This window comes from Photobacterium angustum, from assembly GCF_002954615.1.
Taxonomy (GTDB): domain Bacteria; phylum Pseudomonadota; class Gammaproteobacteria; order Enterobacterales; family Vibrionaceae; genus Photobacterium; species Photobacterium angustum_A.
This window is the reverse complement of record NZ_MSCJ01000003.1, coordinates 1,161,019-1,185,882: the sequence shown is the minus strand read 5'-3', so window position 1 is coordinate 1,185,882 and position 24,864 is coordinate 1,161,019. Positions and strand designations below refer to the sequence as shown.

Genomic DNA, 24,864 nt, shown 5'->3' with positions numbered 1-24,864 from the left:
TGATCTTTATCACATTATTATAAAGAGAGTTCATTTGATTAAATAGACTAATAAATATTACACTTGCGCTCTATTTTTAGGACAATGGTAAATTGGGATTATGAAGGCATCGTTAGACGATATTTATTTGTTTATGTTAACGGTCAGGCATGGTGGTATTAGCGTTGCGGCAAAAGCACATTCGTTACAACGTTCTAAAATTAGTAGAAGAATACAGCAACTTGAAAAAGAACTTGGTTGTCAGTTATTGATTAGAACAACACGACAAATTGAATTAACAGAGAATGGGCGATTGTTTTACCAATATATTAATCAGCCATTAACTGATGTCGAGCAAGCCGTGAATTTAATTAAAAACCAGCAACAGGCATATAGTGGTGTGCTTAAAATAGCGATTCCTGCTGCTTTTATTTCATCTTCGGTTTTTCTTGAAATCTTGGACCGATATACAGAGCAATTTCCAGACGTAACATTAGATGTTGTTCATCGCCACGAAAGTATTGACTTAAAAAGAGAAAATGTCGATCTTCAGCTGTTGCCTAAGAGTGTTGATGTATTTAATGAAAACTATGTTCAGCAATCATTGTTAACTTCTTCGAGTCATCTCTATTGTTCTTTAAAATATTTAGAAAATCACACGTTACCAACAACGATGGAAGAACTTTATCAACATCCGATATTATTGAGTCGATATAATTCATCGCTATTGCCAGATAGGATGAATGTGCGATTAGTCTCAGAGGACTTTAGCTTAATTAATAGGCTAACAAAATCAGGTAGAGGAATCGCTATACTGCCAGTCGTGTTATTTGAAGATAAGATTGCCAGCGGTGAATTAATTCCAGTCCTTCCTGATATATTTCAGATAGATATAACGATGACATTGGTTTATCCGTCCCGCCGTTTTATCCCTGAAAAAACGCGTGCAATGATTGAGTTAATACGAGAGCTATTTTCTAAATAGTTTTGATGAAATAATAAGTTATAAGACAAAACCTGTGATATTAAAATAAACGTTTAGCGTGTTCGCATACCCATTGTGCGTCATCAAGCGGTATATCGTGACCTGCGGTGGGGTGAACATACACCGGCAAATTCCAATAGTTAGCTAAATCGATACTGCACTGGTAATTTACGAGCTTGTCTTGCTCGCTTGTAAGTAAGCTAATTGGCTGAGATAACTTATTCGGTAAGACAAACTCACGACTAGCATTAAGTTGGTTTAACATATTGAGACATGAAATGGGATGTTGTTCTTTCCAGTTAGCCCAGCGATGAGATAAAGCAATAAGCTCAACGCTATCCCATTGTTTATTTGATGTTAAATGAATGATTTTTTCTTCTTGTTTTAAGTTTGGTAACCATAAAATTTGGAAAATATCGATATAGCGCTGCCAACGTAAACGTTGATGAAAGGGAGAAAGGCTTTGGGTACTGGTATTAATCAATATCGCTTTACGAATATCATTTGGAAATAATGTCATCCACTTTAAAGCAATCATCCCTCCCATAGAAATTGCAATAATATCGGCTTGATGATCTGGCTGTAAAGCATGGAAATGTTGGTGGAGATCTTGAGCAATACCTTCAAGGCTCGATGGTGTTTTTTCGTTATTACGAGCGCCATTGCCCGCAATATCAAGACAAACAATATTCGAACAGGGAAAGTTCGATTTTAGGGTTTGCCTAAAGTCCCCCCAATGAAATTGGTCTCGAAATAATCCTCGCAATAATATAATGGTGTGTTTTTTTGTCATATTTTAAGCCGCAAGTGGTTTATTGTTGTTTTTTGTACCAGCGTGATAATGCTTGTTGTTTGTAATGAGGATTATCTGTGTGATTGAACCATGCTTGATAGTTGGCTGCCGCATTGATCATGAAATCCATCAGTACAATGTGTTTTTGTAATACGCGTTGTATGCGTTGAGGTTTCATTGGGTTGAAAATTCCCAATGCTTGTCGAATTTGAAGTGGATTTTTCTTTATCCAACGCCAAGATCCCATTTCTAATGTTAGCGGTAATATAACTTGTTGTTGTCTTAAACATTGTAGGGTGATGTGATCCCATAAATCACCATGACAGAGATAATGCAAAGCCTGAGGCTCAAAAATATAATTTTGATTAGGGTAAGTCGTCATAAATGTATGACGGAGGTGGTAAACATCACCAATATAAGGAAAGGCTTGTTTTGCACTATGGGCATAAGGAAACCAAATTCTGTCTTTTAAACCAAAGCCTGAATGGCAATCTAACGAAAGTGTTAAAGGTCGAGATGTTGTTAAGTCCATAACATATTGAGTGAGTGCTTCAGCTTCTAATTCCATTTGTTGACTGTTGTTTCCTCTAAACCAAGGGATACGAGGAGATAAGCGATGTCCACCAATTAATAAAGCTGTTTTTTCTTGACTGTTTAGAGGTGCATTTCGCATTAAATCAACGTGATTACCATTTGAACGGTAATTTTTCGCCATTCCTACAGGGTTTACTAAAGGAATAAAAACGATTTGAATCCGCTGTAAAAGGTGATGTAGCGTGGTATCCCATGTCATGCGCTCGATAATCGTATGCAGATATGACAGCAGTACTTGAGTGCCAATCCGTTCTAAACCATGAACACCGCCTACAAATAGCATTAATGGCGCACTAGGGTCAGGCGTACCTAGATGAATAGCATAAAGTGGCAAGCTATTTCGATGGTGTTGGGGGAAATGATCATTACAAGGGATATGGGCTAATATGTCACAGTGAAATGGAACAGGGGATTTGTGTTGGCTTAATCTTTCGATTAACGTTTCAAGCTGTATCAGTTCTGGTAATAACGTTGAAATAGAGTGAGTTTTAGCGTTTAGCAAAAGAGCCTCACAAACAAAGATAAAAAGTAACAATATCAATGTATGTTGACAATTAGATGTCAGGCTCTTTCTGTTAAATGCTTATTCAGACTCTTTCTTGGCTTTATCTAAGCGAAACTGTGTTGTTTCCGCTATCCATTTTGGTCGGTTGATAGCATAACCTAGTAACAATGCTGGGACTAAAAAAACAATGTGGGTCATCGCAAGATGAAGATCTTTAGCAACTAAATCTGTTGCCCCGGTCAAATAGTGAATGGCTCCTACTGCCGCAAAAATAACCCCAAGCATTGCTAAGATAAACATACCGACAACACCCAAGCCTAAAATGTCGCGAATATAAATTCTTATTGGATTCATAGTATGGTTCCGAATCAAACTTATCTGGAAAAGTGATAAGCTGGCGATAATAATCAGAATACTATGCGCTTTAGGATGAATGTATTTATTGATCTTGCTCACAATCGCTGTGAGATAGATGAATAAATAAGCATTATTCTGCTAGGCGTGGAATAGCCAGTGGAAAGCGGTTGCGAATAACTGTTTACCATTTGTCTCAATAACTTTTCCTTTTGCAAAAATGATACGGTCAAAAGGCCATGTTAAGATTTCTTGAATTGATTGGCGTAATCTTACGCGGTCGGTAAAGCTGAGTCGTAAATAGAAAGGCATGGCTGGATGAATATAACAACCGTTTAGAAGTCCGTAACCAATACTTAGTGGGTGTTTCTTATCAATCATCCATGCAAGTAAATCACCCAAAATTAATGTTTTTGACAAAGGGTCACAAAAGGCAATTTCTTCAAAATTGTCACTACCCTTAATTAAGGTTTGTAATAGTTGTCCTTGCCATAAAGCTGGGGTGTACTGGCGCAATACATCGTCAAACGTTAGGTCTCCGCGTTTTTGCTGTAATCCTGGAGCAGCAAAGAAATAGGCGTCTGGATAAGCAAGCCACCAATCTGATAAATAGTGATGGTAGCTTTTATTGGGAGTGACAACGGCGACTATTTTGCCAAGTTGCTCTATGGTTGATTTCAATGCATTATCGAGTTCAACAGGGGAGTGAATAAACAAACGATCATCGTCTAATTTTATCACAGTCATTTTACAACCAACCGCAATGCCGTTGGTTTTCATTGCAAAATCTAGATACCAAAGTCTATTTTTATAACATTCGATCATACCGCTTCCTGCGCACTACATTGATAGATTATGTTGTAAACGGTCATTCCTTGACCGTAAATCATCATGAAAATTCTTTCATTAGATTATCATTAAGATATTGTTAAAATCCATTATTCTTTATGTTTCTACAATGGCTTATACCGTGGTGCGTTTTATTTTTTTCATCATGTTGTGGCCGAACAAATTCACAACAGCACCAGAAATAATTAGCAGGCCACCGATGTAGGTCCAAATAGAAGGGACTTCTTTGAAGATAATAAAACCAAGGATGATGGATAGGACAATTTGAACATAAGAATATGCTGTTGCTTTACCTGCAGCTTGTGTTTGCATCGCCTTAGTTAATCCCACTTGACCTACTTGGGTAAATATACCCACAAAAATTAAGCAAATCGTTGTTGGTAAGTCTGGTACAACGAAGTTATCAGCAATTAATATAAGAGATAACGGTAAAGTAATGAGTGGAAAATAAAAAATGATGACGGAGCTATCTTCAGTATTACTAAGTTTTTTTACAATAATATATGAAATGGCACTAACAAAAGCACCGATTAACGCGATCATGACACTGTATAACGGTAGGTGAGAAGCGCCTGTTGTTAGTGTTGTTGGGTTTACAATGAAAAATAACCCCATGACACTTAGAACAATACACACCATGGTTGAAAGTTGAACACGCTCTTTTAAGAATATTACAGCAAGTAAGGCCGTAAATACGGGGTTGGTATATTGTAAAATAGTGGCCTCAGCTAGTGGTAGAGTCGTGACAGCATAGTAAACACAGGAAAGTCCAATTGTGCCCATAATCCCACGAACAACCAATAAAGGTTTGTTATTACCCCATACAGGTATACCTTTTCGTTTAATATCTAAATAACTAATAATCAGTGATACAACGGCACGCGCAGCAACGATTTCAAAGACTGGAATGCCTACTTGACTAACGTATTTAACGGTAGAAGACATTAGGGCAAAACCTAGGGCAGAAAGGAGCATAAAACGTGCGCCTAATGGAATTAAACTCTCATTGCTGGTGGTCATGGATATATGTCTTATTTAAGGTGATTAAAAATATCATAAAGGAAGCGGCTTTATTAACAATGGTTGACTGTAAATATTTAGTTAATTATTCATAGATAACGACAAATGTAATACTTGCCTGAATGAAACGTTGCCCATAAAAAAAGAGATAAAAACACAATGGTTTTTAATCTCTTTTTTATGGGTTTTGTTCTATTTTAGCTGTTCTTATTTCTGCTTATAAAGCCCAATAAGGCCGGCACCGAATGCAGCAATTAGACCAACAAATGCAATAATAACGTGATGGTGATGGATCCAGTACATGTTCTCTCCTTAGAATGGTTTATTATCAACCGCTTTTGCTTTCATAATCATTGGAGTAATCGTTGAGCCTTGGATCAATATTGAAAAGATCACAATGGCGTAAGTCATTAATACAATGATTTCTTTAACACTGACATCGGGATGTGATGGTAAGTAAATATGGGCTGGAATAGCCATCGCCATAGCAAGTGCTAAGCCACCGCGTAAGCCACCCCATGTTAGAATTTTAATAGATTCTGGGTTGTATTGGCGGTAACGTGTAAAGCCGATATAAGATAGGCGAATGCTTAGGTAACGACTTAATAATACAAGTGGGATCGCAATAATAACCGCAATGATATCAATGCTGTGGAAGCTAAAGGTGATCATCACAAAACCGATAAGAAGGAACAATACGGCATTTAAAATCTCATCGACTAATTCCCATAAATGCGCCATTTGGTTTGCTGATTGTTCTGAAATGTATTTACGCGTGATATTGCCAATTAAGATCCCTGAAACAACCATTGCAAGAGGGGCTGAAACTTCTAAATGTTCACCTAATACATAACCAAAGGTAGGAATAAGCATAGTTAAGATTAAGCGCATCATATTATCGCTTGAACCTTTAATGAGGTAATGGAAGATACCGCCTAACACTGCACCAAAAGCAATACCACCTAAGGCTTCACGAATGAAAAGTAGTGCAGTACCAGATACAGTTGGTGCTGTTTTTCCAAAAGCAACTTCAAAAATAGTGACGAAAATAACCAAACCGACGCCATCATTAAATAATGATTCACCTTCAATTTGAGTAGAAATACGTTGTGGCGCTTTCAATTTTTTCACAATTGCTAATACAGCAATTGGATCAGTTGGAGAGATAAGTGCACCAAATAAACAGCAATAAATAAAGTTGAGCTCAATACCGATAAGGCTAAAGATTAACCATAATACGATGCCGATGAAAAAAGTAGAAAATAGGGTGCTGGCAAGAGCAAGAAAGGTAATTTCAAATTTTTGGTCTTTTAAATGGTCTAAATCTATATTTAATGCGCCTGCAAATAATAAGAAACCAAGTACACCTTTTAATAGGAAGTCTTCAAATTTTATATGTTGAATAAGCTCTATTAAGGCATTTTCTTTATTTAATGAAATATAACCAAAGCTAGTTAATGCTAATAGGATAAGAGAGATAGCGATAGACCAACCCGTAATAGCAATTGTTGTTTGAAAACGCCCAATTTTATGGTTAATGATTGAAATAAAGACCGCAATTGCCGCCATAATACATATAGTGTCATATACTGACATGAAGAGTTTTCTCCCGATTTTGATTATTTTTTGACAATATTATTCAGTTACGGTTATTTATAATATAGAGTGATTTTCAAACACATATAATCACTACCAATATATCATTCATATTGTATTAATATTACCTACATATATTGAAACATTTTATACAGATTACTATTAGAATTATTTGTATTATTTTGGAATATAAAAATTCATAAATGTCGCTTGAATTATGGTGTTGCCTTTAAAATAAGGCGAAAAGATAAGCGCTTGCAAATAAGCGCTTATACAGAAAAGGCGTTAGTCGTTAAGTGCTGAAATTAACAATGCTGGATCATCAGTGATGATTGTTGATACGCCCCATCGATTAAATTTGGCTACTTTTTTAGGATCATTCATTGTCCAAATTTGCAGTACTTTACCCGCATGGATAATTTCTTTTGCAAGTTTTTCGTTGAGAAGATGATGATCGAGATGGATACTATACAGCTTCAATTTCTCATCTAATCGTTCAATATCAGGTACCCAATCTTCAATAATTAACCCTCGGCGTACTTCAGGCCATTGCTCTAGGCACTGATTAACCGCGTTATAAGAAAAACTGGATAAAATAAGACGTTCTGGATCAAAGCCATAATTTTTTATTGCTTCAATGGTTTTGGTAACTTGTAAGGTCACTTCTTCTTCGTAATGTACCTTTATTTCAAGGTTAAGATTAAGGCCATATTCATCACAAGCAGCGAGTAGTTCATGTAACGTTGGAATGGTTTCTCCTGCAAACTCTGGTGAAAACCAACTACCAGCATCAAGTTGTTTCAATTCCTGTAGCGTTTTATGGCGAACACTCCCTGAACCATTCGTACATCGACGTACGCTTTTGTCATGGATAATAACAGGAACTAAATCTTCACAAAGTTGAGTATCAGTCTCAATCCATTTTGCACCTGCATCAGCGGCAGCTTTCATGGAAATCAATGTATTTTCTGGTGCAACAGCGCGAGCACCACGGTGTCCTGCAATCATATGAATGTCCAAAATAAATAACCATAGGTTGTAAATTAACGAACTGATTTTCATCTATTTTAATGAACAATCAAGTATTAATATCGCAATATCATGATGTCATTTTGTTACACTTGCCCCCATAAATTCAATGATTATTTCTATACTAATAAGCAATAGGAATTACGTGGCATATCATTGGAATGGTGGTTTTAGCAACAAACGAAAACTGATTTCATAATTGGTTTTGTATCTAGTCTCTGATTAGATTAGTATTCTGTTCGTTGTCTGATTAAAAATATTCATCGTTACTATTTACGTCGTATTTTTAATTACTAGGCCATTATAATTTGAGACAAGGAAAACGAATGAAACTGTCAGCGCTAGACCAACCTCTTTTTGATCATCTTTACCGCGATATTAGAGAGTTTCGTTCCACATTCGATCTTGATATCGAATCACCTCAAACACTTGATACTCAAGCTGACGCATTACATACATCACTTGCTGTTGAAGAAATGACAGAACTAGCAGAAGCGGATTCTTTAGTTGAGCAAGCTGATGCGATCGTTGATTCTGTTTATGTGTTAATGGGGCGCTTAGTTCACCTTGGTGATAAACAAGTAGAAGATAATATCGGCATTAGTTATTTAATTGATATTCTTTTGCAAATGTCAGCGCGCCTAGGTATTGATTTTATGGCTTGCTGGAATGAAGTCCACTCTAGCAATATGAGTAAAGTGTGCCGTAATGCTGAAGAATATGCTGATACTGAAGCGTTTTATGCAAAGCAGGGCGTTGCACTAACGGCTAGCACCAAGGGTGATTATATTATTGCTAAGTGTGCTCAAGATGTAGATCTTGACGGAAAAATCATTCGTAAAGGTAAGGTATTAAAATCGGTTTATTATCGACCTGCCGATTTGGTCAAACTTGTTATCCGCTAATTGTATAATTAGAAAAATTATCCTCGCTCATGCGGGGATTTTTTGTTTTTACGTAATAACTTATATCAGTAAGAGAAGTGATCTATGAAACTATCTTCTAATACTCGAACTTTAACTCTAGACCTCTTTAAAATGACATGGCCGATGTTATTCGGTGTGTTATCTCTGATGAGTTTTCAGCTTGTAGATAGTGCCTTTATCGCTCAGCTTGGTGTGCTTCCACTCGCTGCTCAAGGCTTTACACTGCCAATGCAAATGGTGGTTATTGGTCTTCAAGTTGGTTTAGGTATTGCGACTACTGCATTGATTTCACGAGTGTTAGGTGCCAATGAGGAAGTCAGAGCGCAACAACTCGGCGGTTTAGTTGTGCTTGTTGGCGGTATCGGTATTGCGTTACTTTGCGGTGTTATTTGGTTACTCCGAGATGTGATCATGCACTTGCTTGATGCGCCAGAAAAGGTACTTCCCATCATCGATACTTATTGGCCTGTTTGGCTAATGAGCGCATGGTGTGGATCTATGTTGTATTTTGCCTATAGCTTATGTCGCTCCAATGGTAATACTTTGTTACCCGGAACTATGATGATGGTAACAAGCTTATTGAATATTGTTTTAGATCCGTTGTTCATCTTTAAATTCGGACTGGGTATTAATGGTGCTGCTTGGGCAACGATCACTGCATTTATTATTGGTATGCTGGTGGTTTTCCCATTAGTGATGAAAAAAAAGTGGTTAAGCTTTCATTGGGTAGGCTTAAATATCATTCAGTCGATTAAAGAGCTGGGACATATCATGGCTCCGGCTATGATGAGTCAATTATTGCCTCCTGTTTCTTCTATGTTAGCGACGAAATTAGTCGCAGGTTTTGGTGCCGCTACTGTCGGAGCTTGGGCATTGGGTTCGCGAATTGAATTTTTCTCTATCGTAGTCGTACTGGCTTTGACTATGTCGATGCCACAGATGGTAGGAAAGCGGTTAGGTAAACGAGATATTCAAGGGATCAAAACCTTGATAAACATTGCCGTCACTTTTGTTCTTGCATGGCAATTTATTATAGCGATCATCATTTTCTTACTGTCGTCACCATTAAGTTCATTATTGTCATCTGATGTCAAAGTACAGCAAGTGCTTTTAATGCACTTAACACGCGTTCCTATCAGTCTAGGCGCATTGGGTGTTTGTATGATTATGGTATCGATTTGTAATGCGCTAGCAATGCCGATGCGCGCATTATTTATTTCAGCTTGGCGTTTGTTTATCTGTTTCCTACCGATTTTATGGATAGGATCGCAACTTGCAGGTCTTCCTGGTCTATTTACTGGAGCAATGCTTGGTAATTTTGCAGCAGGGAGCAGCGCATGGATTTTTTATCGAAAGGGTCTTGCCTTGATCGATAAAAAATATCAATTTGAAGTAGATGCAGTAAGATAGCGTGTGAATCACGTATAAATGATGACAAGGATATGCATGCAAAGTTATGTAATTGAAGATCGTAAATTAACGTATTTAGATCAAGGTACAGGCCCTGTACTCGTTTTGGGTCATAGCTATTTGTGGGACAGCAAAATGTGGCAACCACAAATAGAGGCATTGAGTCAGCATTATCGTTGTATTGTGCCTGAGTTATGGGCACATGGTCAGGCTGATGTCGCACCTGAAAAAACGCGTACGCTGCGAGATTACGCTGATGATGTTATTGCACTGCTTGATCACCTTAAGATAGATAACTTTTCGCTTATTGGTTTATCTGTGGGAGGCATGTGGGGAGCAGAGCTTGCCATAAAAGTACCTCAACGTGTTACAGCATTAGTATTGATGGATACGTTTTTAGGTTACGAGCCTGAAGTATTACACGCTAAATACTTTGCAATGTTAAATACAATTATTGAGCAGCAGGCTATTCCTGAGGCGATTATTGATAGTGTTGTTCCTTTATTTTTCCGTCGTCAAGCCGAGCAATATACGCCAGAGCTTGTTGATGGTTTTAGACAACATTTAGCCTCTCTAAAAGGTGATAAAGCAGTAGCAATTGCACAAGTGGGTAAAATGGTGTTTGGTCGTCGAGATACGTTTGACGATATAGCGCAACTTAAAGCACCCACTTTGATTTTATCAGGTATGGAAGATAATCCGCGTCCGCCACTAGAAGCGCAGTTGATGCATGATGAGATCAAAGATAGCGAGTATGTTTTGATCCCAGAGGCAGGGCATATTAGCAACTTGGAACAACCTGAATTTGTTACCAAACAACTTGAAGCTTTCTTAGCGAAGCACATTGAACGCTAATTCATAAGTAAACAGAAACGAAAATGGCATAACACGAACTTGGAGATCGAGGAAAGATCATAAGCAGCGTTATGCCTTTTTTACAATCAAAATGTTAAGCCGTATAACTGGCTTTGTGTTGTTTAATAAAGTCGATGGAGTGTTGATTAAAATCATCCGGTCTTTCAACGTTGCAAACGTGCCCGCAATCTTTTAATTCAGTCAAAAAACTAAACTTATGACGTTGAACCATTTCTTTTACTGGCTTGATAAACATATAGTCATTTGCCCCCATCAAATACAATGTCGGTATCGATAGTTCTTTTTCTTTAAAATACTTCATGATGGGGTTTACTTCTGTTGCCAGTTTAAACCATCGCTTAAATTCTTTCTGACATAATTTTTTGGCTTCTCTGACGAATAAATGCCGAGATTCGCGTTGATTTTTTTGTGGCATAACGACATAGGCAAATAAACGATATAACCACATATAAGGGATAATATGCTTACACATATTACCTAGCTTCACTAAAATTTGAGAGCGGGTATTTAAACGTGTCACCGCACCACCCAAAATCATCGTTTTAACTCTATCTGGTGCTATCTCTGCTAAGTTACGAATAATAATTGTACCTAGAGATATTCCGACAAAGTGTGCTGATTGAATCTTCAAGTGATTAAGTACATGAACAATATCTTTTGTCACACTTTTAAAGGTATAGGGATTAGCGATCATGTCTTTGAACATGTTATTGGATTTACCATGACCACGAAGATCGAGGAGTAACAAATTAAAGTGTTGTCTATATGCTTTAATCTGTTTGTACCAAATTGCTGAACTGCCACCGGCACCATGCACAAACACTACCCATTCCTTACTACTAGGGTGTAGATATGTTTTGTAAAAAAGCATGTTGTCTGTCATCAAAAGTCCTTTATACGCTAGAAGCGTGAATCATAGCACGGTGTTAATTATTAACTCACCTGACCACAAGATAGTTATTTTATCGTTAAAGATAGCAACTTAGTAAAGAATAATTGTAATAATTCCAACAAGGTCGCATAACCTAACACTGTGTTGAACATAAATTAAACAATATGCTATGTTTTATTTTTTCTATATAAATTACTTAAAAAACATATAGATAAATCTATAAGTAAAGGGGGGGAGAGTCTTTGCTTATAGATTTAAGCCGAAAAGATGAATAAAAACGCCGTTTTATACACTTTATGATGTTTTATTTTATTTTTTGGTATCAATCGTCTTTAATTTACTCAGGATTATTTATAAAGGAGCTTTTCTTATGTTTAAAAAAATATTATTAACACTTGCGTTTATTCTGCCATTTACATCTCAGGCTGCTACCACTGATACCACTAAGCTTATCAATAAATGTGAAACCAAATATAAGGCAGATAAGCAGAAAAAAATGGATTGTATTACCAAGGTGAAGAAGTCTGCGAAGAAAGAAGCAGATAAGACAAAAAAGGCATCTACATCCAAAGTTAGTGACACTAAAAAAGATCTTAAGACAACATCATCAAAGCTTGATAGTAAAAAAGATGTAGCTAAAAAGTCAAAAACAGCAGTTAAAAAGCAGCTTAAAGCTGTTAATGTGAATACTGCTTCTGCCTCAGAGCTTGCAGCATCACTTCCTGGTATTGGTGAAGCAAAAGCGAAAGCGATTGTCGATTACCGTAAAAAGAATGGCAAATTTAAAACGAGTAAAGATTTAGAAAAGGTAACTGGGCTTGGCGAAAAAAGCGTTGGTTCAATGAAGAAATACTTAAAGTTCTAAAGTCGATCTTTACTTTAAACCTCTTAAACACCTTAGACTACTTTTTGGTTGAAGTGTTTAAGAGGTTTTTTATTTGATGAAAGAGAAAAATATTAGTAAATAATTTCTTCATCTTCCTCATGGGGCATCAAATTAAGTACGCTTCGTTTAATAATGTGCGGCACAATAGCATAAATTGGCATACGCTTTAAACGGCCCCGAAAGCGTAATGATTTCACTGCAAAACGGTAATTAGAGTTTTGGTGTTTAGGAAAAGCATTATTGATAACTTCAGTAAACCTTTCTTTATAAAGGCAGAAAATTGTACGCTGGTATTGTGATTGATTTAAAAATTGCTGCATGTTGCTAGGAATAGGTAAATCGAATAATTCATGACATAACGATAGTGCAAGATAAAGGCTGCTATCTTTTCCTATTTGCTGGTGAAGTTGAATTAAGTTATGCCAGAATAATCGCTGCTGCCCATAATGCTGAAATTGTAAATTTAAATCATATATATCACGTAAACCATGATGAAAATCAACTTGATTAAATAGCATAATAGCCTGATGAAGTACCATTGCATCAGGAGATAAAAGCGTGGCAGGGTGAGCAATACTTGGAGATGTATGATGATGAAGTAAAGGTGCTTCTTTTAATTTATGGGTAAGCGTTTTAGGTAATAGATGATAATGAATAGCTAGTTCAGTACGTCTTTCTTTATGAACTAACGGAGTAGTTTGCTGAGACCAGCGACAATAGAAAGTTTCCTCATAGTCGGTTATATGTTTATAACGCCATCCATTATTTAACAACCGTTGTAAAACTGCATCAACAAATGACTTAGAAATTAATATCTCAATATTGTTTTTAACCCTACCTGAAAATGCCTCGACTTCAGAAAGTTGTAATGCGCTACCGCGAATATAGCGCCATGACGGTAATATACCGTGAAGCTGTTTGGTTAACTCCTGATGTTCAAATTTCAATGATTGCTTTTGTTTTTCATAACTATGAAAGCCTGAAATTAACTGTTGTTGGAAGAAAAGAGGAAGATCTTGCCAAATCTCATTACGTTCACAGGTATTTTTTAACTGCCCAAGCAAGGATAGATATCGAGCTTCAGTAATAATTTGGTAGAGAGATTTTGAATCTAAAGAAAGTAAAACCGTTGGAAGTCTCAACACATCAATAAGTCGTACTTGTTGAGAAATCATAATTCCTCCCAGATCGGTTATTTAATTCATAGTCTAAGTATTAGTCCTTAATGATAAAAATCAAATTTAGTCATAATGAAATAGGATTTTTATTGTTATGCAATCTTAAAATTAAGACATTTTTGGCTTCTATTGCTGCCATTTAAAATGTGGTGACAGCAAATATTTTCTATTCATGTTTATAACTGTGAAATGCCACAATACAGCATGGTTTTAATAAGTTAACATTCTGTATTTTAAATAATTAATAGGTTAACTATGCATGTAAAGCCTTTGGTAGGTACAGAACTGATCCTTGGTGGAGCACGCTCTGGTAAGAGTCGTTTAGCGGAACAGCTCGCAGAACAATCTGGCTTGGTTGTTAAATATGTAGCAACAGCAACCGCTTGTGATAATGAAATGGCTGAACGCATTCTAATTCATAAACAGCAACGTCCTTCTAAGTGGATGCTGATTGAAGAGCCTTATGATTTGGCAAATATTATTCGTGAACATAGTAACAATCAGACATGCTTACTGATTGATTGTTTAACGTTATGGTTAAATAACTGCTTATTTCAACCTATTGGTAACCATTCATGGCAACAGGTAAAAGCAGACTTTTTACACGCTATTAGTGAGGCAGAAGGGCATATCATTTTAGTGAGTAATGAAGTAGGACAAGGAATAGTGCCGCTAGGTGAGGTTTCTCGCCGATTTGTCGATGAGAGTGGTTGGCTGCATCAAGCGATTGCGAAACAATCTGAACGAGTAATATTTGTAACTGCTGGTCTACCACAAGTATTAAAAGGCCCGACACTAAGCGTTATATAATCGAATGAGGCTTTAATGGCAAAGATAACCCAAATAGATATTTTACGGCATGGTTTACCTGAAGGTGATAATTGCTTACGAGGCCACACTGATTTTGTTCTAACTGAACAAGGTTTTGAGCAAATGAGTATGGCTATCGAAAATCTAAATGAACTTGATTGTGTTGTTAGCTCCTCATTACAACGTTGCTCTTCATTTGCCGACTTTACAGCGCAAAAATTCACGATTAATGCTTTGCATAGTGATAGTTGGAGAGAAATGGATTTTGGAGATTGGGATGGGTTAACACGTCAGCAGTTAGTTGAACTACTTGGAGATGATATTGACCATTATTGGCATGACCCATGGCACGTTTGTGAAGACGGAACAGCACCACATAACGGTGAAACGCTAGAGCAGTTTGATATTCGGATAAAGCGAGCTTGGCAAGCTTTGTTAACACAGCATAAAGGACAAAAAATCCTATTAGTTACTCATTCTGGTGTTATGCGACAGCTGTTACGTCTATTACTAGAAATGCCACGTAATACCACTTACCTTCATCGCATTCATTTACCTTATGCCGCCAGAATACGTATTACTGTCTATCATGATGACCAGCAAGATTGGCCTCAGTTACAATGGCCGCCATTTTGTGATTAATTGCAATATCTTTAACTGGATTAAATAAAATCAAACATGGATAAAATAATGAAAACAACACGGACATTAATGGTTCAAGGTACAACGTCAGATGCAGGAAAAAGTGTACTTGTGGCTGGTATCTGTCGTGTACTTGCGCGTAAAGGAGTTCGTGTTGCGCCATTTAAATCACAAAATATGGCGCTTAATAGTGCTGTAACGAAAAATGGCGGCGAAATTGGACGAGCACAAGCCGTACAAGCTTTCGCTTGTGGTATCGAGCCCACCGTTCATATGAATCCAGTGTTATTAAAACCCAATACGGATATTGGAGCCCAAGTTATCGTTCAGGGTAAGGCGTTGGAAGATATGGATGCGATTGGTTATAACAGTTATAAAAAAGTTGTTATGAAGCCTATATTAGAATCTTTCCAGCGGCTGACGGAAGAATATGATGCAGTAATCATAGAAGGCGCTGGTAGTCCTGCCGAAATAAACCTGCGTGAAAATGATGTTGCCAACATGGGCTTTGCTGAAGAAGCGGATGTGCCCGTGATTATTGTTGCTGATATAGACAGAGGAGGGGTATTTGCGCATCTCTATGGCACATTAGCTCTGTTATCTAAATCTGAACAAGCGCGAGTGAAAGGCTTTGTTATAAATAGATTTAGAGGGGACATTAAATTATTAGAATCAGGGCTAGATTGGCTTAAGCAAAAAACAGGTAAACCAGTTATTGGTGTGTTGCCTTATCTACATGGACTAATGTTAGAGGCTGAAGATGCCATTGACGTTCAACAAATAGAAGCAGAAGATAATTCTATTACGGTTATTGTACCTATATTTCCACGTATTAGTAATCATACTGACTTTGATCCGTTGCGCATGCACCCACAGGTCAAACTACAATTTATTGGTAAAGGACAAACGATACCGCCTGCTGATTTAATTATCTTACCTGGCTCTAAAAGTGTACGCAGCGATCTAGATTACCTACGATCTCAAAATTGGGATAAACAGATACAACGTCATTTGCGCTTCGGTGGCAAAGTGATGGGAATATGTGGCGGTTATCAAATGCTTGGAGAGTCAATTTCAGATCCTTTTGGCATTGAAGGGGAGAGTGGGAATACACAAGGGCTTGGATATTTACCGATAACAACTGAAATCAAGCAGCATAAGCAACTTAAGCTAGTCTCTGGTTACTTAACATTAACTACGGATAATACTGTTGCAGTCACAGGCTATGAGATCCATGCAGGAGTTACTTCTATTCAAACAGAACAAGATGCGCCTATTAAACTCACCGATGGAGTGGATGGTATGTTAGGTGTAGATAATCAAGTGTTTGGTACGTATTTACATGGGATTTTTGAGCAGCAATCTGCATGTAATGAAATATTAGCTTGGGCAGGTTTAACGGATGTTCGAACTTCCGATTTTCAACAAATGAAAGAAGACGGCATTAATAAGATTGCAGATGCGGTAGAGCAGTATTTAGATTTAAATAAATTAGGGTTTTAGTTAGTCTAATGCCGCAGATAACTATCAATATATTATATTGGTAGTGATTTATTTATTGTTGGAATAAGCTGTATTTATGAAATGTATCGTTAACTTATATTAAATAATGTATGTGTTTATAATATTAGATACGTACATTTGTTGTGTTATTTAAATGTGAGTAATGGAAAAATATTTATTTTCTTAGCACTTACTTGAGATATTATAAAATTAATTCGGGGCTTAACAATGATGATGAATTTTCACCCACGATCTTTTAAAGAAATGGTATTGATAATTTATAAGATAAAGCATGAGTAGAGAGATAAATCTATCATTGATTATTGACAATAAGTATTGCTGTAGAGTATTTAGTGTTATCTTTGTCAATATAATACTTGTCTTAACAAGATGTTATGTTATTGAGAAACCTGAAAAGAATTCACAATTAAGTAAGTAATTTGATTACTTAGTTGTTATTTTGTGCGGTTAATCTCTCATAAATTAAATGAAATTTAAATTGAGTGTTTTGCGATAGGGGGCAAAGTTGAGTATGTAATAGCGATATTGGCTGAAAGTTAAAGTGATATAACTCTCAATTTTTCACCGTTCAATCTCTATTTATAATACTAATTGCCTTATCGGTTGGTAATAAAATACAGGAAGTATGTATAAAACTTTCATATTTAGCTTTTATGGGTTCAATGATTCTTTTGATGACGCATAACATTGCTGTTAAACTAGTCCAAAAGGACGTTTCTTCTTTATATTGTGGCTGTTATTGATGTTAAAGGAATAATATGAGTAAGCTGTTATGTATCGCATCTTTATTAATGATGATGTGTTCATTAAATGTGAAAGCAGAGGATTGGAACTCATCAAGTATTGACGGACATTATGTTTTATCTGCATTGATCACGCCACCAGAAATCGGTGATAAAAAGTTATTCTTTAAACTATACAAAGCGAAATATAACAACAATGGCTTTGAGCGCTTTTTAAGTCAATGTAATATTCAAGGTCTTAATGGTACTGTATCTATGGTCATTAATGGCAAAAAGATTGAAATGGAAAAGCACTGTAAACGAAATGAAGATAATTTGAATTACTGGGCTTATACACCTAAAACTAATAATGATCTAACCTTTGTTGTATCTCAATTTAGAAATACAGAATTTGTAGATATAGAAAAAACATTTGTTAATGTTTATAAGCAAAAAGATGATTTGTTTTTTCATATATCAACACAGCGTTTCAGTGATATCTGGATGAGCCGCTAAAGGTAGCTATGCCATATGCAAGGGAGAAGGTTTACTAACTATTCTCCCTCTATTTCCTTTCTTCTTCTGCATACATGCAAGTAGTCTTAAAATTTAGAAATTTGCTTTGTGACACCCTCTCAAGGACAAGTTATCTTGATATACATAGACGACACTTGTAATTTAATTCAGTTAGACTTTTAATTCGTTCTCGTGTCTGCAAGCTAAGCCATTTTCGCTGCATCTATTATATTAGGTTATATTTTATGCTCTCTAGGTATTGAAAAGGTGTTCAACTTGTCGTCAGGTAATAAGTGGTGTAATTTCTTATCATCGCAAGGGGAATACAATGTCAAAAAGCATTTATCTATTACGTCATGGTCAAACAACGTTTAACGCTCAACAACGCTTACAAGGACATTGTAACTCAGGTTTGACGGAATTAGGAAAAGAGCAAGCTTCCATGATTGGTACTTCTATCAATCAAAAAATTGGTAATAAAAAGCATTGGGCTGTTTATTGCAGTCCACTCGGTAGAGCGATTGAAACAGCCAAAATAGTCTGCGAAGAGTTAGGAATAGATAGCAACTTAATAAAGACTGACGAGCGCTTAAAAGAGTTTAATTTAGGTGACTGGGAAAAATGTTTTATTCCTGATTTAGTTCAGAATAATCCGAAGCTATTGAGTCATCGTGATTGGTATCTATCTGCACCAAATTGTGAACCATATGAATCAGTTGTTCTTCGAATTAAAGATTTTTTGCATGATGACTTAATACCTGATCATCTTATTGTTATTTCGCATGGTTTAACAGGTGCAGTGTTTAGAGGTGTGTATGCCGCCATGAGCTACAATGAAACCTTTGAACAAGATTTACCTCAAGATGCATTTTTTTTATTGGCAGATCATAAAATTAGCCGCATTCAGTGTGAAGTATCTGTTGAAGCTGTGTAAAAATAACATGTACTCGCTGTTTATTATTGCTTTTATAAATTTTAAAATGTTATAGTTTGAAAGCTTCAGGTGACGGCTTGAAGCGGGGAGTGCAGAGAATAATAGTAATCAGCGACTATAATCTGGCTTATCACGGGTTGTGCCGACCTAACTTGCGGTGACGTTAAGTTAGGACATCGCCGACATGGCGGGATTAAGGTTCGATGAGATCGGAGCTGACTCATTGTTGTAGGTATTCCATAGTCCTACCTCCCACCTTATATAGAAACATGCTCTTTATAGTTTGTATTATCACTAACGGTCTTTTGTAAGTTTCAGTTTTCGTTAGAGAAGGTGAAGATTGTGGACAATAGGTTATACGTTCATACTCGGTTCATCTTCAGTCAGTTAATTTAGTTGTAAGCTAAAAATAACTGCTACGTGAGAGTGCAGATCAGTTTAGAAAGAAAATAGTAACAAGTGAGTCAACTATTGTTCTATCTAAATATTATAGAGAGAGGCTTAGCCATGAAAAATTTACTTACTGGTTTTGTTGCTGTAGTTATTGGATTATTTACTGTTTCTTTTGCTGCGATAATGGCTCTTTTAATGGGCGTCGTGGCTTTAATTGCAAAACCATTTATTAAACGCAAATTAGCATCGGAAGGTGTTCAATTTGAAGAGCGTACTTTTAGTGAAGGTTTTGCTGGACGAGATCGCAAAGTTGACACGGATTACCGTCAACAATCAGCACATACAGTGATTGATGGTGAATTTGAAGATGTAACTATGCGTAAATGCTAATTATGTAGCAATCATCAATACAGAATAAGTACTTAGTAAAACGCCAAATGTTTATTCATTTGGCGTTTTCTTTTTCTGGTCAACTACGATTTACTCTTCTCTTTTAACTATGTCTCATTTCTTGTGTGTTGATGCATATTTACTTACCCCGATGGTACAATGCTTTAACGCTTATTAGGGAGAGACGCTATGCCATACGATTCGTTAATTACCATTGCTGTATTTATTTTTGTTGCGATAGTTATTATTGCATCCTGTGTTAAAACTGTTACTCAGGGATCTGAATGGACAGTAGAACGTTTTGGACGCTATACCAAAACACTTCGTCCAGGTCTAAATTTGATTATTCCTTTTATTGATAAAGTCGGTAATAAAGTGAATATGATGGAGCGAGTGTTAGATATTCCTGCGCAAGAGGTTATTTCTCGTGATAATGCTTCAGTAACAATTGATGCAGTTTGTTTTATTCAAGTATTCGATGCGGCAAAAGCAGCATATGAAGTATCAGATCTTGAACTCGCTATTCGTAATCTGACGTTAACGAATATGCGTACGGTGTTGGGTTCTATGGAACTTGATGAAATGTTATCGCAACGAGATACCATTAATAGCCGTCTACTCACCATCGTCGATCAAGCGACAAATCCGTGGGGGATTAAGATCACTCGTATTGAAATAAAAGACGTGCAACCGCCTACAGATTTAACCGCAGCAATGAACGCGCAGATGAAAGCAGAACGTAACAAACGAGCTGAAATTTTAGAAGCTGAAGGTGTGCGCCAAGCTCAAATTCTCCGTGCTGAAGGACAAAAGCAATCAGAAATTTTAAAAGCTGAAGGTGAAAAACAGTCAGTGATTCTGCAAGCAGAAGCGAGAGAGCGTGAAGCCGAAGCTGAAGCTAAAGCAACGAAAATGGTATCAGATGCAATAGCGAACGGTGATGTTAAAGCAATTAATTACTTTGTCGCACAAGGCTATACTGAAGCACTGAAAGCGATAGGGCAGTCTGAGAATGGTAAAGTCATCATGATGCCATTAGAAACCGCGGGTTTGATGGGTTCTGTTGCAGGTATTGCCGAGTTATGGGGTAATAAAACAGATAAAGGTGGGAATGCATGATCGACTTACTAGAACAAATGAATTTCTGGCATTGGATAGCATTAGGCTTAGTGTTATTGCTACTTGAATTACTTGGTACTGCTGGGTATTTATTATGGCTTGGTATTTCTGCTGTTCTAGTCGGCGTCTTATTAATAATGTTACCTGTTTCATGGCCTTTACAGTGGATTTGTTTTGCAGTATTTGCACTATTTACTACTTGGTTATGGTGGAGATACCAGCATAAAAAAGATAAAACGGATGCCTCTGTTTCAAAATTAAATCAACGTGGCGCTCAAATGATTGGACAAATTATTACTGTAGAAAAAGCAATGACTGCTGGAAATGGTCGATTGCAACTTGGTGATACTACATGGAGTGTTAAAACAGACGTTGATTTAGTTGAAGGGCAGAAGGTTGTTGTCGTTGATGTGGAAGGAATAACCTTAATAGTAAAACCTTCATAAAAAAATGCGCAGTACCACGTACTGCGCATTTCATTATTTATTTTTCGCACTTGATGAACGATATGAAAAAATCACAGAGGAATCTTCTTCACTGGTATTATTCCAGACAAATCCTGTTGTGTTATCAAGCATTAATACTAAATGTGGTTGCTCGTACACTAAATAACTGAAGAAAGGTTTATTATTTTTAAAACCTTGTTCAATTAAATTACTATGTTTTAATGCGAGTGATTTCTTTTCATCAAAGTTTGCACTTGGTTGATAAGACCAGTGGAACATTTCTGGTTCAATTTTCACCGTTTTCAAAAACTGAGAACTTTTATCATACAGTATTGCTTTGGCTGCACTTATAGAGAGAGGGTGAAACATGCCGGTCTCTTTCTCTTGGATAAAAGACATCATTGAATAATTAAAGATGCCATTTTTATTGGTCGGAGTAAGAAAGAGATGCGTAACCTGTGATTGAATGCCTGATTTGTCAATATATGACGTGTAGGCAATAGACGTTGGCTCTTGCGTATTCTCTGTATGAATAATCGGTGTACCGTGATAGATCTTTTTATTGTTAACGACAATATTTTCAAATGTCGACCATTCATCTGGTACTATTTTATAGCTAAAATCACTGTTCTTTTTACAAACTTTATTACTGTCTACAGTACACCAAGCCGCAGAATAAAAACTATCTGTCTTATAAAGATAGACTCGTTGATTCTTAGTGGTAATTTCACCGTACTTATCAGTTTGTTGATTAATGATATCTTTTACTTTACCTCGAAGATCAGCAAGATCTTCAGCATTTGACGTTATATAAGTAAAATCATTACTACCAACTCGATCTTTATCAATTAAATAGTTTTTCGGCGAGCCAGAATAAGGATATTTCATCCAAGCGATTCCACTGATAATCACAGCTAAACTAATCGCTGAAAGAACGACAGTTTTTTTGCCAACTTTCTTTAATGGGGATAAACGTTGAGATTCTGATAAATCAACGGTTTCTCGAGTGAATTCTCGAATTTGATAACCAACACGTGGCAATGTTTCAATTACATCACCTTTTTTTTCTTCATTCAGTTTAACGCGTAGAGCGCGAATGACTTGAAATAAAGAAGCTTCTGTAACAATGCGATCGGGCCACCCTACATTTAATAGCTCATCTTTTGTTACGGGTTTACCATAATTATCTATGAGGTACGATAAAATGTATTGCTCAGATAAATTTAACTTGAGCGTAGATTCTGGTGTTTTGAGAACGCCTTGGCTTTCTATATAACACACATTTGTCTGGAATCTTATCTGCTCAGTATTTGGCATCCATGAACCTCTAGCTATTGAAATCATTCAATTTTGTATGATATCACGAAGCTCTATAAAAAGTTACGTAAAACTGCTGCATTAAGTTAGCGTTAAGTGCTTTAAATTGTTGCAACTTGTTAATTATATGGGTTTTTTAATGCTAGGGTATGATTGGTAAACCTGAAAACAATATAAGCAGACAAGATAACGTATTGAGACGTTGAATGTGGTTTTATAAATTAGATGCTATGTTTATTTCTTTTTTTATGTTGATTACATTCTTACTTCATTTTTCCAACAAAAAAGGAGCAGCAAATGCTACTCCTTATATTCTATAGCTATTTATTTAATAACTACTTTTGAAAGATCATATTGAATTCACGTTTCATTGGTGGGTTTTGACGTGCTTTCTTAAGTTGTTTACACATATCTTTCACACAGCTATGAAGAACTTTATCAAGCGCAGATGCTTTGTATTCTGCTTGTTCTTCAGCACTCATGTCTTCAGGGAACTTTGTATCTTGCATTTCACTTAGGAAATCAACACCTGAATAGCTTTGGCTTAGTGCAACTAGAGCATGAAATTGCTCGAAGTTATCTAATACATTTTGAGCACTTGCAGGTAGTGAATTCCATGCTTCGCGTGTACTTGGCTCAGAAACTTTGTAGACATTAACTAGCATATCAATAAGTTCTGTTGGTACTTTCTCAAATTTTACAACTTGACGAAGTTCTGGTGAACAGTCTTCTAGCGTAAACGTTACTTCTTCAACGATTTGCTCATCGTTTTTGTTCATCTCAGACATGGCTTTTTCCTACAGCATAAGTTTAAGGAGGAGAATCCTATATTTCTAACGTCAAATGTCAATATATCATGTCAAAAACAGTAATAAATCGATGTTTTACTTTGATGTGACTATTGTCTCATCATGCTTAATAAGCTTGATTTTAAATTAACTATTGATCCATTGTAAGCCAATATTATATTAGGCATGTAAAATGCTTAATAATTTAGACTAAAAATACTATTAAGGTATCTAGATGGAGCCGATGCACATTTTATTAGTTGAGGATGTCTTATCTGAACGACTGTATCTTGAACTAAGGTTGAAAAACCTGGGTCATGTGGTTAAAGCTTTTTCATCAGGACAGGATGCACTTAACAGTTATGCTAGCTTTGATCCTGATTTAGTGCTTTTAGATATCTGTATGCCAGATATGCAAGGTACTGAACTTGCCCAGAAAATACGTGCGTGTTTTCCTGAGTGGGTACCAATTATATTTCTGAGTGCGCATTCAGAGCCTGAACTCATCGCAGAAGCAATTGATAAAGGCGGCGATGATTATCTGACCAAGCCTGTTAATAGCATGGTGTTATCGGCTAAAATTAAAGCTATGCAACGTATATCGGTCATGAGGCGACAATTAAAACAAACCTCAATTCAGCTACAGCAAGCGAATGAGTTATTGTCACAGCAAGTCAATGAAGATGGGCTTACCACCTTAGCCAATCGTCGTTATCTCGATCAAAAATTGAGTGAGTTAGTGTCCTTGCATGGCCGAAATGGTTTGCCGTTAACGATTATTATGCTTGATGTCGATCACTTCAAACCTTTCAATGATCATTATGGTCACATTGAAGGAGACAATACTTTAAAGCTGTTGGCCTATCAGTTAAAAGGCAAATTCAGCCGAGCGGGGGAAATTTGTGCAAGATATGGTGGTGAAGAGTTCGTTATCCTTCTAAGTAATTGTAATAGTCAACAAGCGGTAAAAGAGTGTGAACGCTTGAAAGAAGCGATTACCTCTTTAGCAATTAAACATGAATATTCAGATACAGCGAAAATATTAACCGTGAGCCAAGGTGCTATTTCTTGGATACCTACTGGTTTAGAAAGTATTGAGAATTTATATCAAGAAGTAGATAAGTTGCTTTATCAAGCGAAAGCAAAAGGGCGCAATCAATATATTGCTGCGGATTACCTTAATCTACCTGTTGATCAAAGTGAAAACTAATATTGTGAGTTAAATATTAAGTTATTGTTGTTTGAAAAGCAGACAAACTGTATTTTTACAGCTTGCTGTTGGCATTTAACGTGATAATCTTTCGTTAAGAACAAAAATAATGCTTCAATATAGTCGTTAATATATCGATTATTGTCTAATTTTAATGAGTTAGTTTTATAAAGGGTGAAAG

Annotated in this window: 25 protein-coding genes; 14 read left to right on the top strand and 11 right to left on the bottom strand. The window is 36.4% G+C overall.

Features of this window, described 5'->3' with window-relative positions; genetic code table 11:
• Positions 1-100 precede the first annotated feature (100 nt).
• Positions 101-964: a LysR family transcriptional regulator gene (locus BTO08_RS20075; RefSeq protein ID WP_105062346.1), complete on the top strand. Its 864-nt coding sequence runs from the start codon at positions 101-103 to the stop codon at positions 962-964.
• Positions 965-1,004: 40 nt separating this feature from the next.
• Here BTO08_RS20075 and BTO08_RS20070 read toward each other — a convergent pair whose 3' ends face one another.
• The 7 genes from BTO08_RS20070 to BTO08_RS20040 form a co-directional block, all read right to left on the bottom strand.
• Positions 1,005-1,757, bottom strand: a complete 753-nt coding sequence (locus tag BTO08_RS20070) for an alpha/beta fold hydrolase (RefSeq protein ID WP_105062345.1) — start codon at positions 1,755-1,757, stop codon at positions 1,005-1,007.
• Positions 1,758-1,776: 19 nt separating this feature from the next.
• Positions 1,777-2,853 (bottom strand): M14 family zinc carboxypeptidase, encoded by a 1,077-nt coding sequence (locus BTO08_RS20065; RefSeq protein ID WP_105062701.1) that lies wholly within the window; start codon positions 2,851-2,853, stop codon positions 1,777-1,779.
• An 81-nt stretch (positions 2,854-2,934) separates the two neighbouring features.
• A complete protein-coding gene (locus BTO08_RS20060) occupies positions 2,935-3,210 on the bottom strand; it encodes a hypothetical protein (RefSeq protein WP_105062344.1) in 276 nt (91 codons plus the stop codon).
• Between the two features lie 141 nt (positions 3,211-3,351).
• Positions 3,352-4,035, bottom strand: a complete 684-nt coding sequence (locus BTO08_RS20055) for a DUF4336 domain-containing protein (protein ID WP_105062343.1) — start codon at positions 4,033-4,035, stop codon at positions 3,352-3,354.
• Between the two features lie 138 nt (positions 4,036-4,173).
• On the bottom strand, positions 4,174-5,079 hold the full coding sequence (locus BTO08_RS20050; RefSeq protein ID WP_105062342.1) for a DMT family transporter: 906 nt from the start codon (positions 5,077-5,079) through the stop codon (positions 4,174-4,176).
• Positions 5,080-5,391: 312 nt separating this feature from the next.
• On the bottom strand, positions 5,392-6,675 hold the full coding sequence (locus BTO08_RS20045; RefSeq protein WP_198038514.1) for a cation:proton antiporter: 1,284 nt from the start codon (positions 6,673-6,675) through the stop codon (positions 5,392-5,394).
• Positions 6,676-6,960: 285 nt separating this feature from the next.
• Positions 6,961-7,683, bottom strand: a complete 723-nt coding sequence (locus tag BTO08_RS20040; RefSeq protein WP_105062341.1) for a glycerophosphodiester phosphodiesterase family protein — start codon at positions 7,681-7,683, stop codon at positions 6,961-6,963.
• A gap of 347 nt (positions 7,684-8,030) precedes the next feature.
• On the opposite strand from BTO08_RS20040, the gene BTO08_RS20035 reads away from it, so the two are divergent.
• The 3 genes from BTO08_RS20035 to BTO08_RS20025 all read left to right on the top strand — a co-directional run bounded on the left by BTO08_RS20035 (position 8,031) and on the right by BTO08_RS20025 (position 10,895).
• Positions 8,031-8,609 carry a nucleoside triphosphate pyrophosphohydrolase family protein gene (locus BTO08_RS20035; RefSeq protein ID WP_105062340.1) on the top strand — a complete coding sequence of 193 codons (579 nt, stop codon included), beginning with the start codon at positions 8,031-8,033 and terminating at the stop codon, positions 8,607-8,609.
• Between the two features lie 84 nt (positions 8,610-8,693).
• Positions 8,694-10,040, top strand: coding sequence for an MATE family efflux transporter (locus BTO08_RS20030; protein WP_105062339.1), 1,347 nt, complete (start codon positions 8,694-8,696; stop codon positions 10,038-10,040).
• A 36-nt stretch (positions 10,041-10,076) separates the two neighbouring features.
• On the top strand, positions 10,077-10,895 hold the full coding sequence (locus tag BTO08_RS20025; RefSeq protein WP_105062338.1) for an alpha/beta fold hydrolase: 819 nt from the start codon (positions 10,077-10,079) through the stop codon (positions 10,893-10,895).
• Positions 10,896-10,989: 94 nt separating this feature from the next.
• On the opposite strand, the gene BTO08_RS20020 is transcribed toward BTO08_RS20025, so the two are convergent.
• Positions 10,990-11,799 carry an alpha/beta fold hydrolase gene (locus tag BTO08_RS20020; protein ID WP_105062337.1) on the bottom strand — a complete coding sequence of 270 codons (810 nt, stop codon included), beginning with the start codon at positions 11,797-11,799 and terminating at the stop codon, positions 10,990-10,992.
• 379 nt (positions 11,800-12,178) lie between these two features.
• On the opposite strand from BTO08_RS20020, the gene BTO08_RS20015 reads away from it, so the two are divergent.
• Positions 12,179-12,673: a ComEA family DNA-binding protein gene (locus BTO08_RS20015; protein WP_105062336.1), complete on the top strand. Its 495-nt coding sequence runs from the start codon at positions 12,179-12,181 to the stop codon at positions 12,671-12,673.
• 92 nt (positions 12,674-12,765) lie between these two features.
• On the opposite strand, the gene BTO08_RS20010 is transcribed toward BTO08_RS20015, so the two are convergent.
• Positions 12,766-13,869 (bottom strand): nucleotidyltransferase family protein, encoded by a 1,104-nt coding sequence (locus BTO08_RS20010; RefSeq protein WP_105062335.1) that lies wholly within the window; start codon positions 13,867-13,869, stop codon positions 12,766-12,768.
• Between the two features lie 258 nt (positions 13,870-14,127).
• Between BTO08_RS20010 and cobU the strand changes: the two genes are divergently transcribed.
• From cobU to BTO08_RS19970, 8 genes are all read left to right on the top strand, one after another.
• Positions 14,128-14,682, top strand: a complete 555-nt coding sequence (cobU, locus tag BTO08_RS20005) for a bifunctional adenosylcobinamide kinase/adenosylcobinamide-phosphate guanylyltransferase (protein WP_105062334.1) — start codon at positions 14,128-14,130, stop codon at positions 14,680-14,682.
• Positions 14,683-14,697: 15 nt separating this feature from the next.
• Positions 14,698-15,324: a histidine phosphatase family protein gene (locus tag BTO08_RS20000; RefSeq protein ID WP_105062333.1), complete on the top strand. Its 627-nt coding sequence runs from the start codon at positions 14,698-14,700 to the stop codon at positions 15,322-15,324.
• A gap of 36 nt (positions 15,325-15,360) precedes the next feature.
• Positions 15,361-16,827 carry a cobyric acid synthase gene (locus BTO08_RS19995; RefSeq protein ID WP_105062332.1) on the top strand — a complete coding sequence of 489 codons (1,467 nt, stop codon included), beginning with the start codon at positions 15,361-15,363 and terminating at the stop codon, positions 16,825-16,827.
• A 779-nt stretch (positions 16,828-17,606) separates the two neighbouring features.
• Entirely contained in the window at positions 17,607-18,086 is a 480-nt protein-coding gene (locus tag BTO08_RS19990; protein WP_045127529.1) for a hypothetical protein, read from the top strand.
• Positions 18,087-18,414: 328 nt separating this feature from the next.
• Complete coding sequence (locus BTO08_RS19985) at positions 18,415-19,020, top strand: histidine phosphatase family protein (RefSeq protein WP_105062331.1); 606 nt, start codon at positions 18,415-18,417, stop codon at positions 19,018-19,020.
• 507 nt (positions 19,021-19,527) lie between these two features.
• Positions 19,528-19,803, top strand: coding sequence for a hypothetical protein (locus tag BTO08_RS19980; protein WP_105062330.1), 276 nt, complete (start codon positions 19,528-19,530; stop codon positions 19,801-19,803).
• A gap of 189 nt (positions 19,804-19,992) precedes the next feature.
• The gene (locus BTO08_RS19975; RefSeq protein WP_105062329.1) at positions 19,993-20,922 is read left to right on the top strand and encodes an SPFH domain-containing protein; all 930 of its coding nucleotides are present in this window, start codon (positions 19,993-19,995) and stop codon (positions 20,920-20,922) included.
• Positions 20,919-21,368 carry an NfeD family protein gene (locus BTO08_RS19970; RefSeq protein ID WP_105062328.1) on the top strand — a complete coding sequence of 150 codons (450 nt, stop codon included), beginning with the start codon at positions 20,919-20,921 and terminating at the stop codon, positions 21,366-21,368. Before BTO08_RS19975 ends, BTO08_RS19970 begins: the two co-directional genes overlap by 4 nt.
• 33 nt (positions 21,369-21,401) lie before the next feature.
• Here BTO08_RS19970 and BTO08_RS19965 read toward each other — a convergent pair whose 3' ends face one another.
• Positions 21,402-22,685, bottom strand: a complete 1,284-nt coding sequence (locus tag BTO08_RS19965; RefSeq protein WP_105062327.1) for a winged helix-turn-helix domain-containing protein — start codon at positions 22,683-22,685, stop codon at positions 21,402-21,404.
• A gap of 335 nt (positions 22,686-23,020) precedes the next feature.
• Complete coding sequence (locus BTO08_RS19960; RefSeq protein WP_005364943.1) at positions 23,021-23,473, bottom strand: DUF3069 domain-containing protein; 453 nt, start codon at positions 23,471-23,473, stop codon at positions 23,021-23,023.
• A gap of 235 nt (positions 23,474-23,708) precedes the next feature.
• On the opposite strand from BTO08_RS19960, the gene BTO08_RS19955 reads away from it, so the two are divergent.
• The gene (locus BTO08_RS19955; RefSeq protein ID WP_005364944.1) at positions 23,709-24,683 is read left to right on the top strand and encodes a GGDEF domain-containing response regulator; all 975 of its coding nucleotides are present in this window, start codon (positions 23,709-23,711) and stop codon (positions 24,681-24,683) included.
• Positions 24,684-24,864 lie beyond the last annotated feature (181 nt).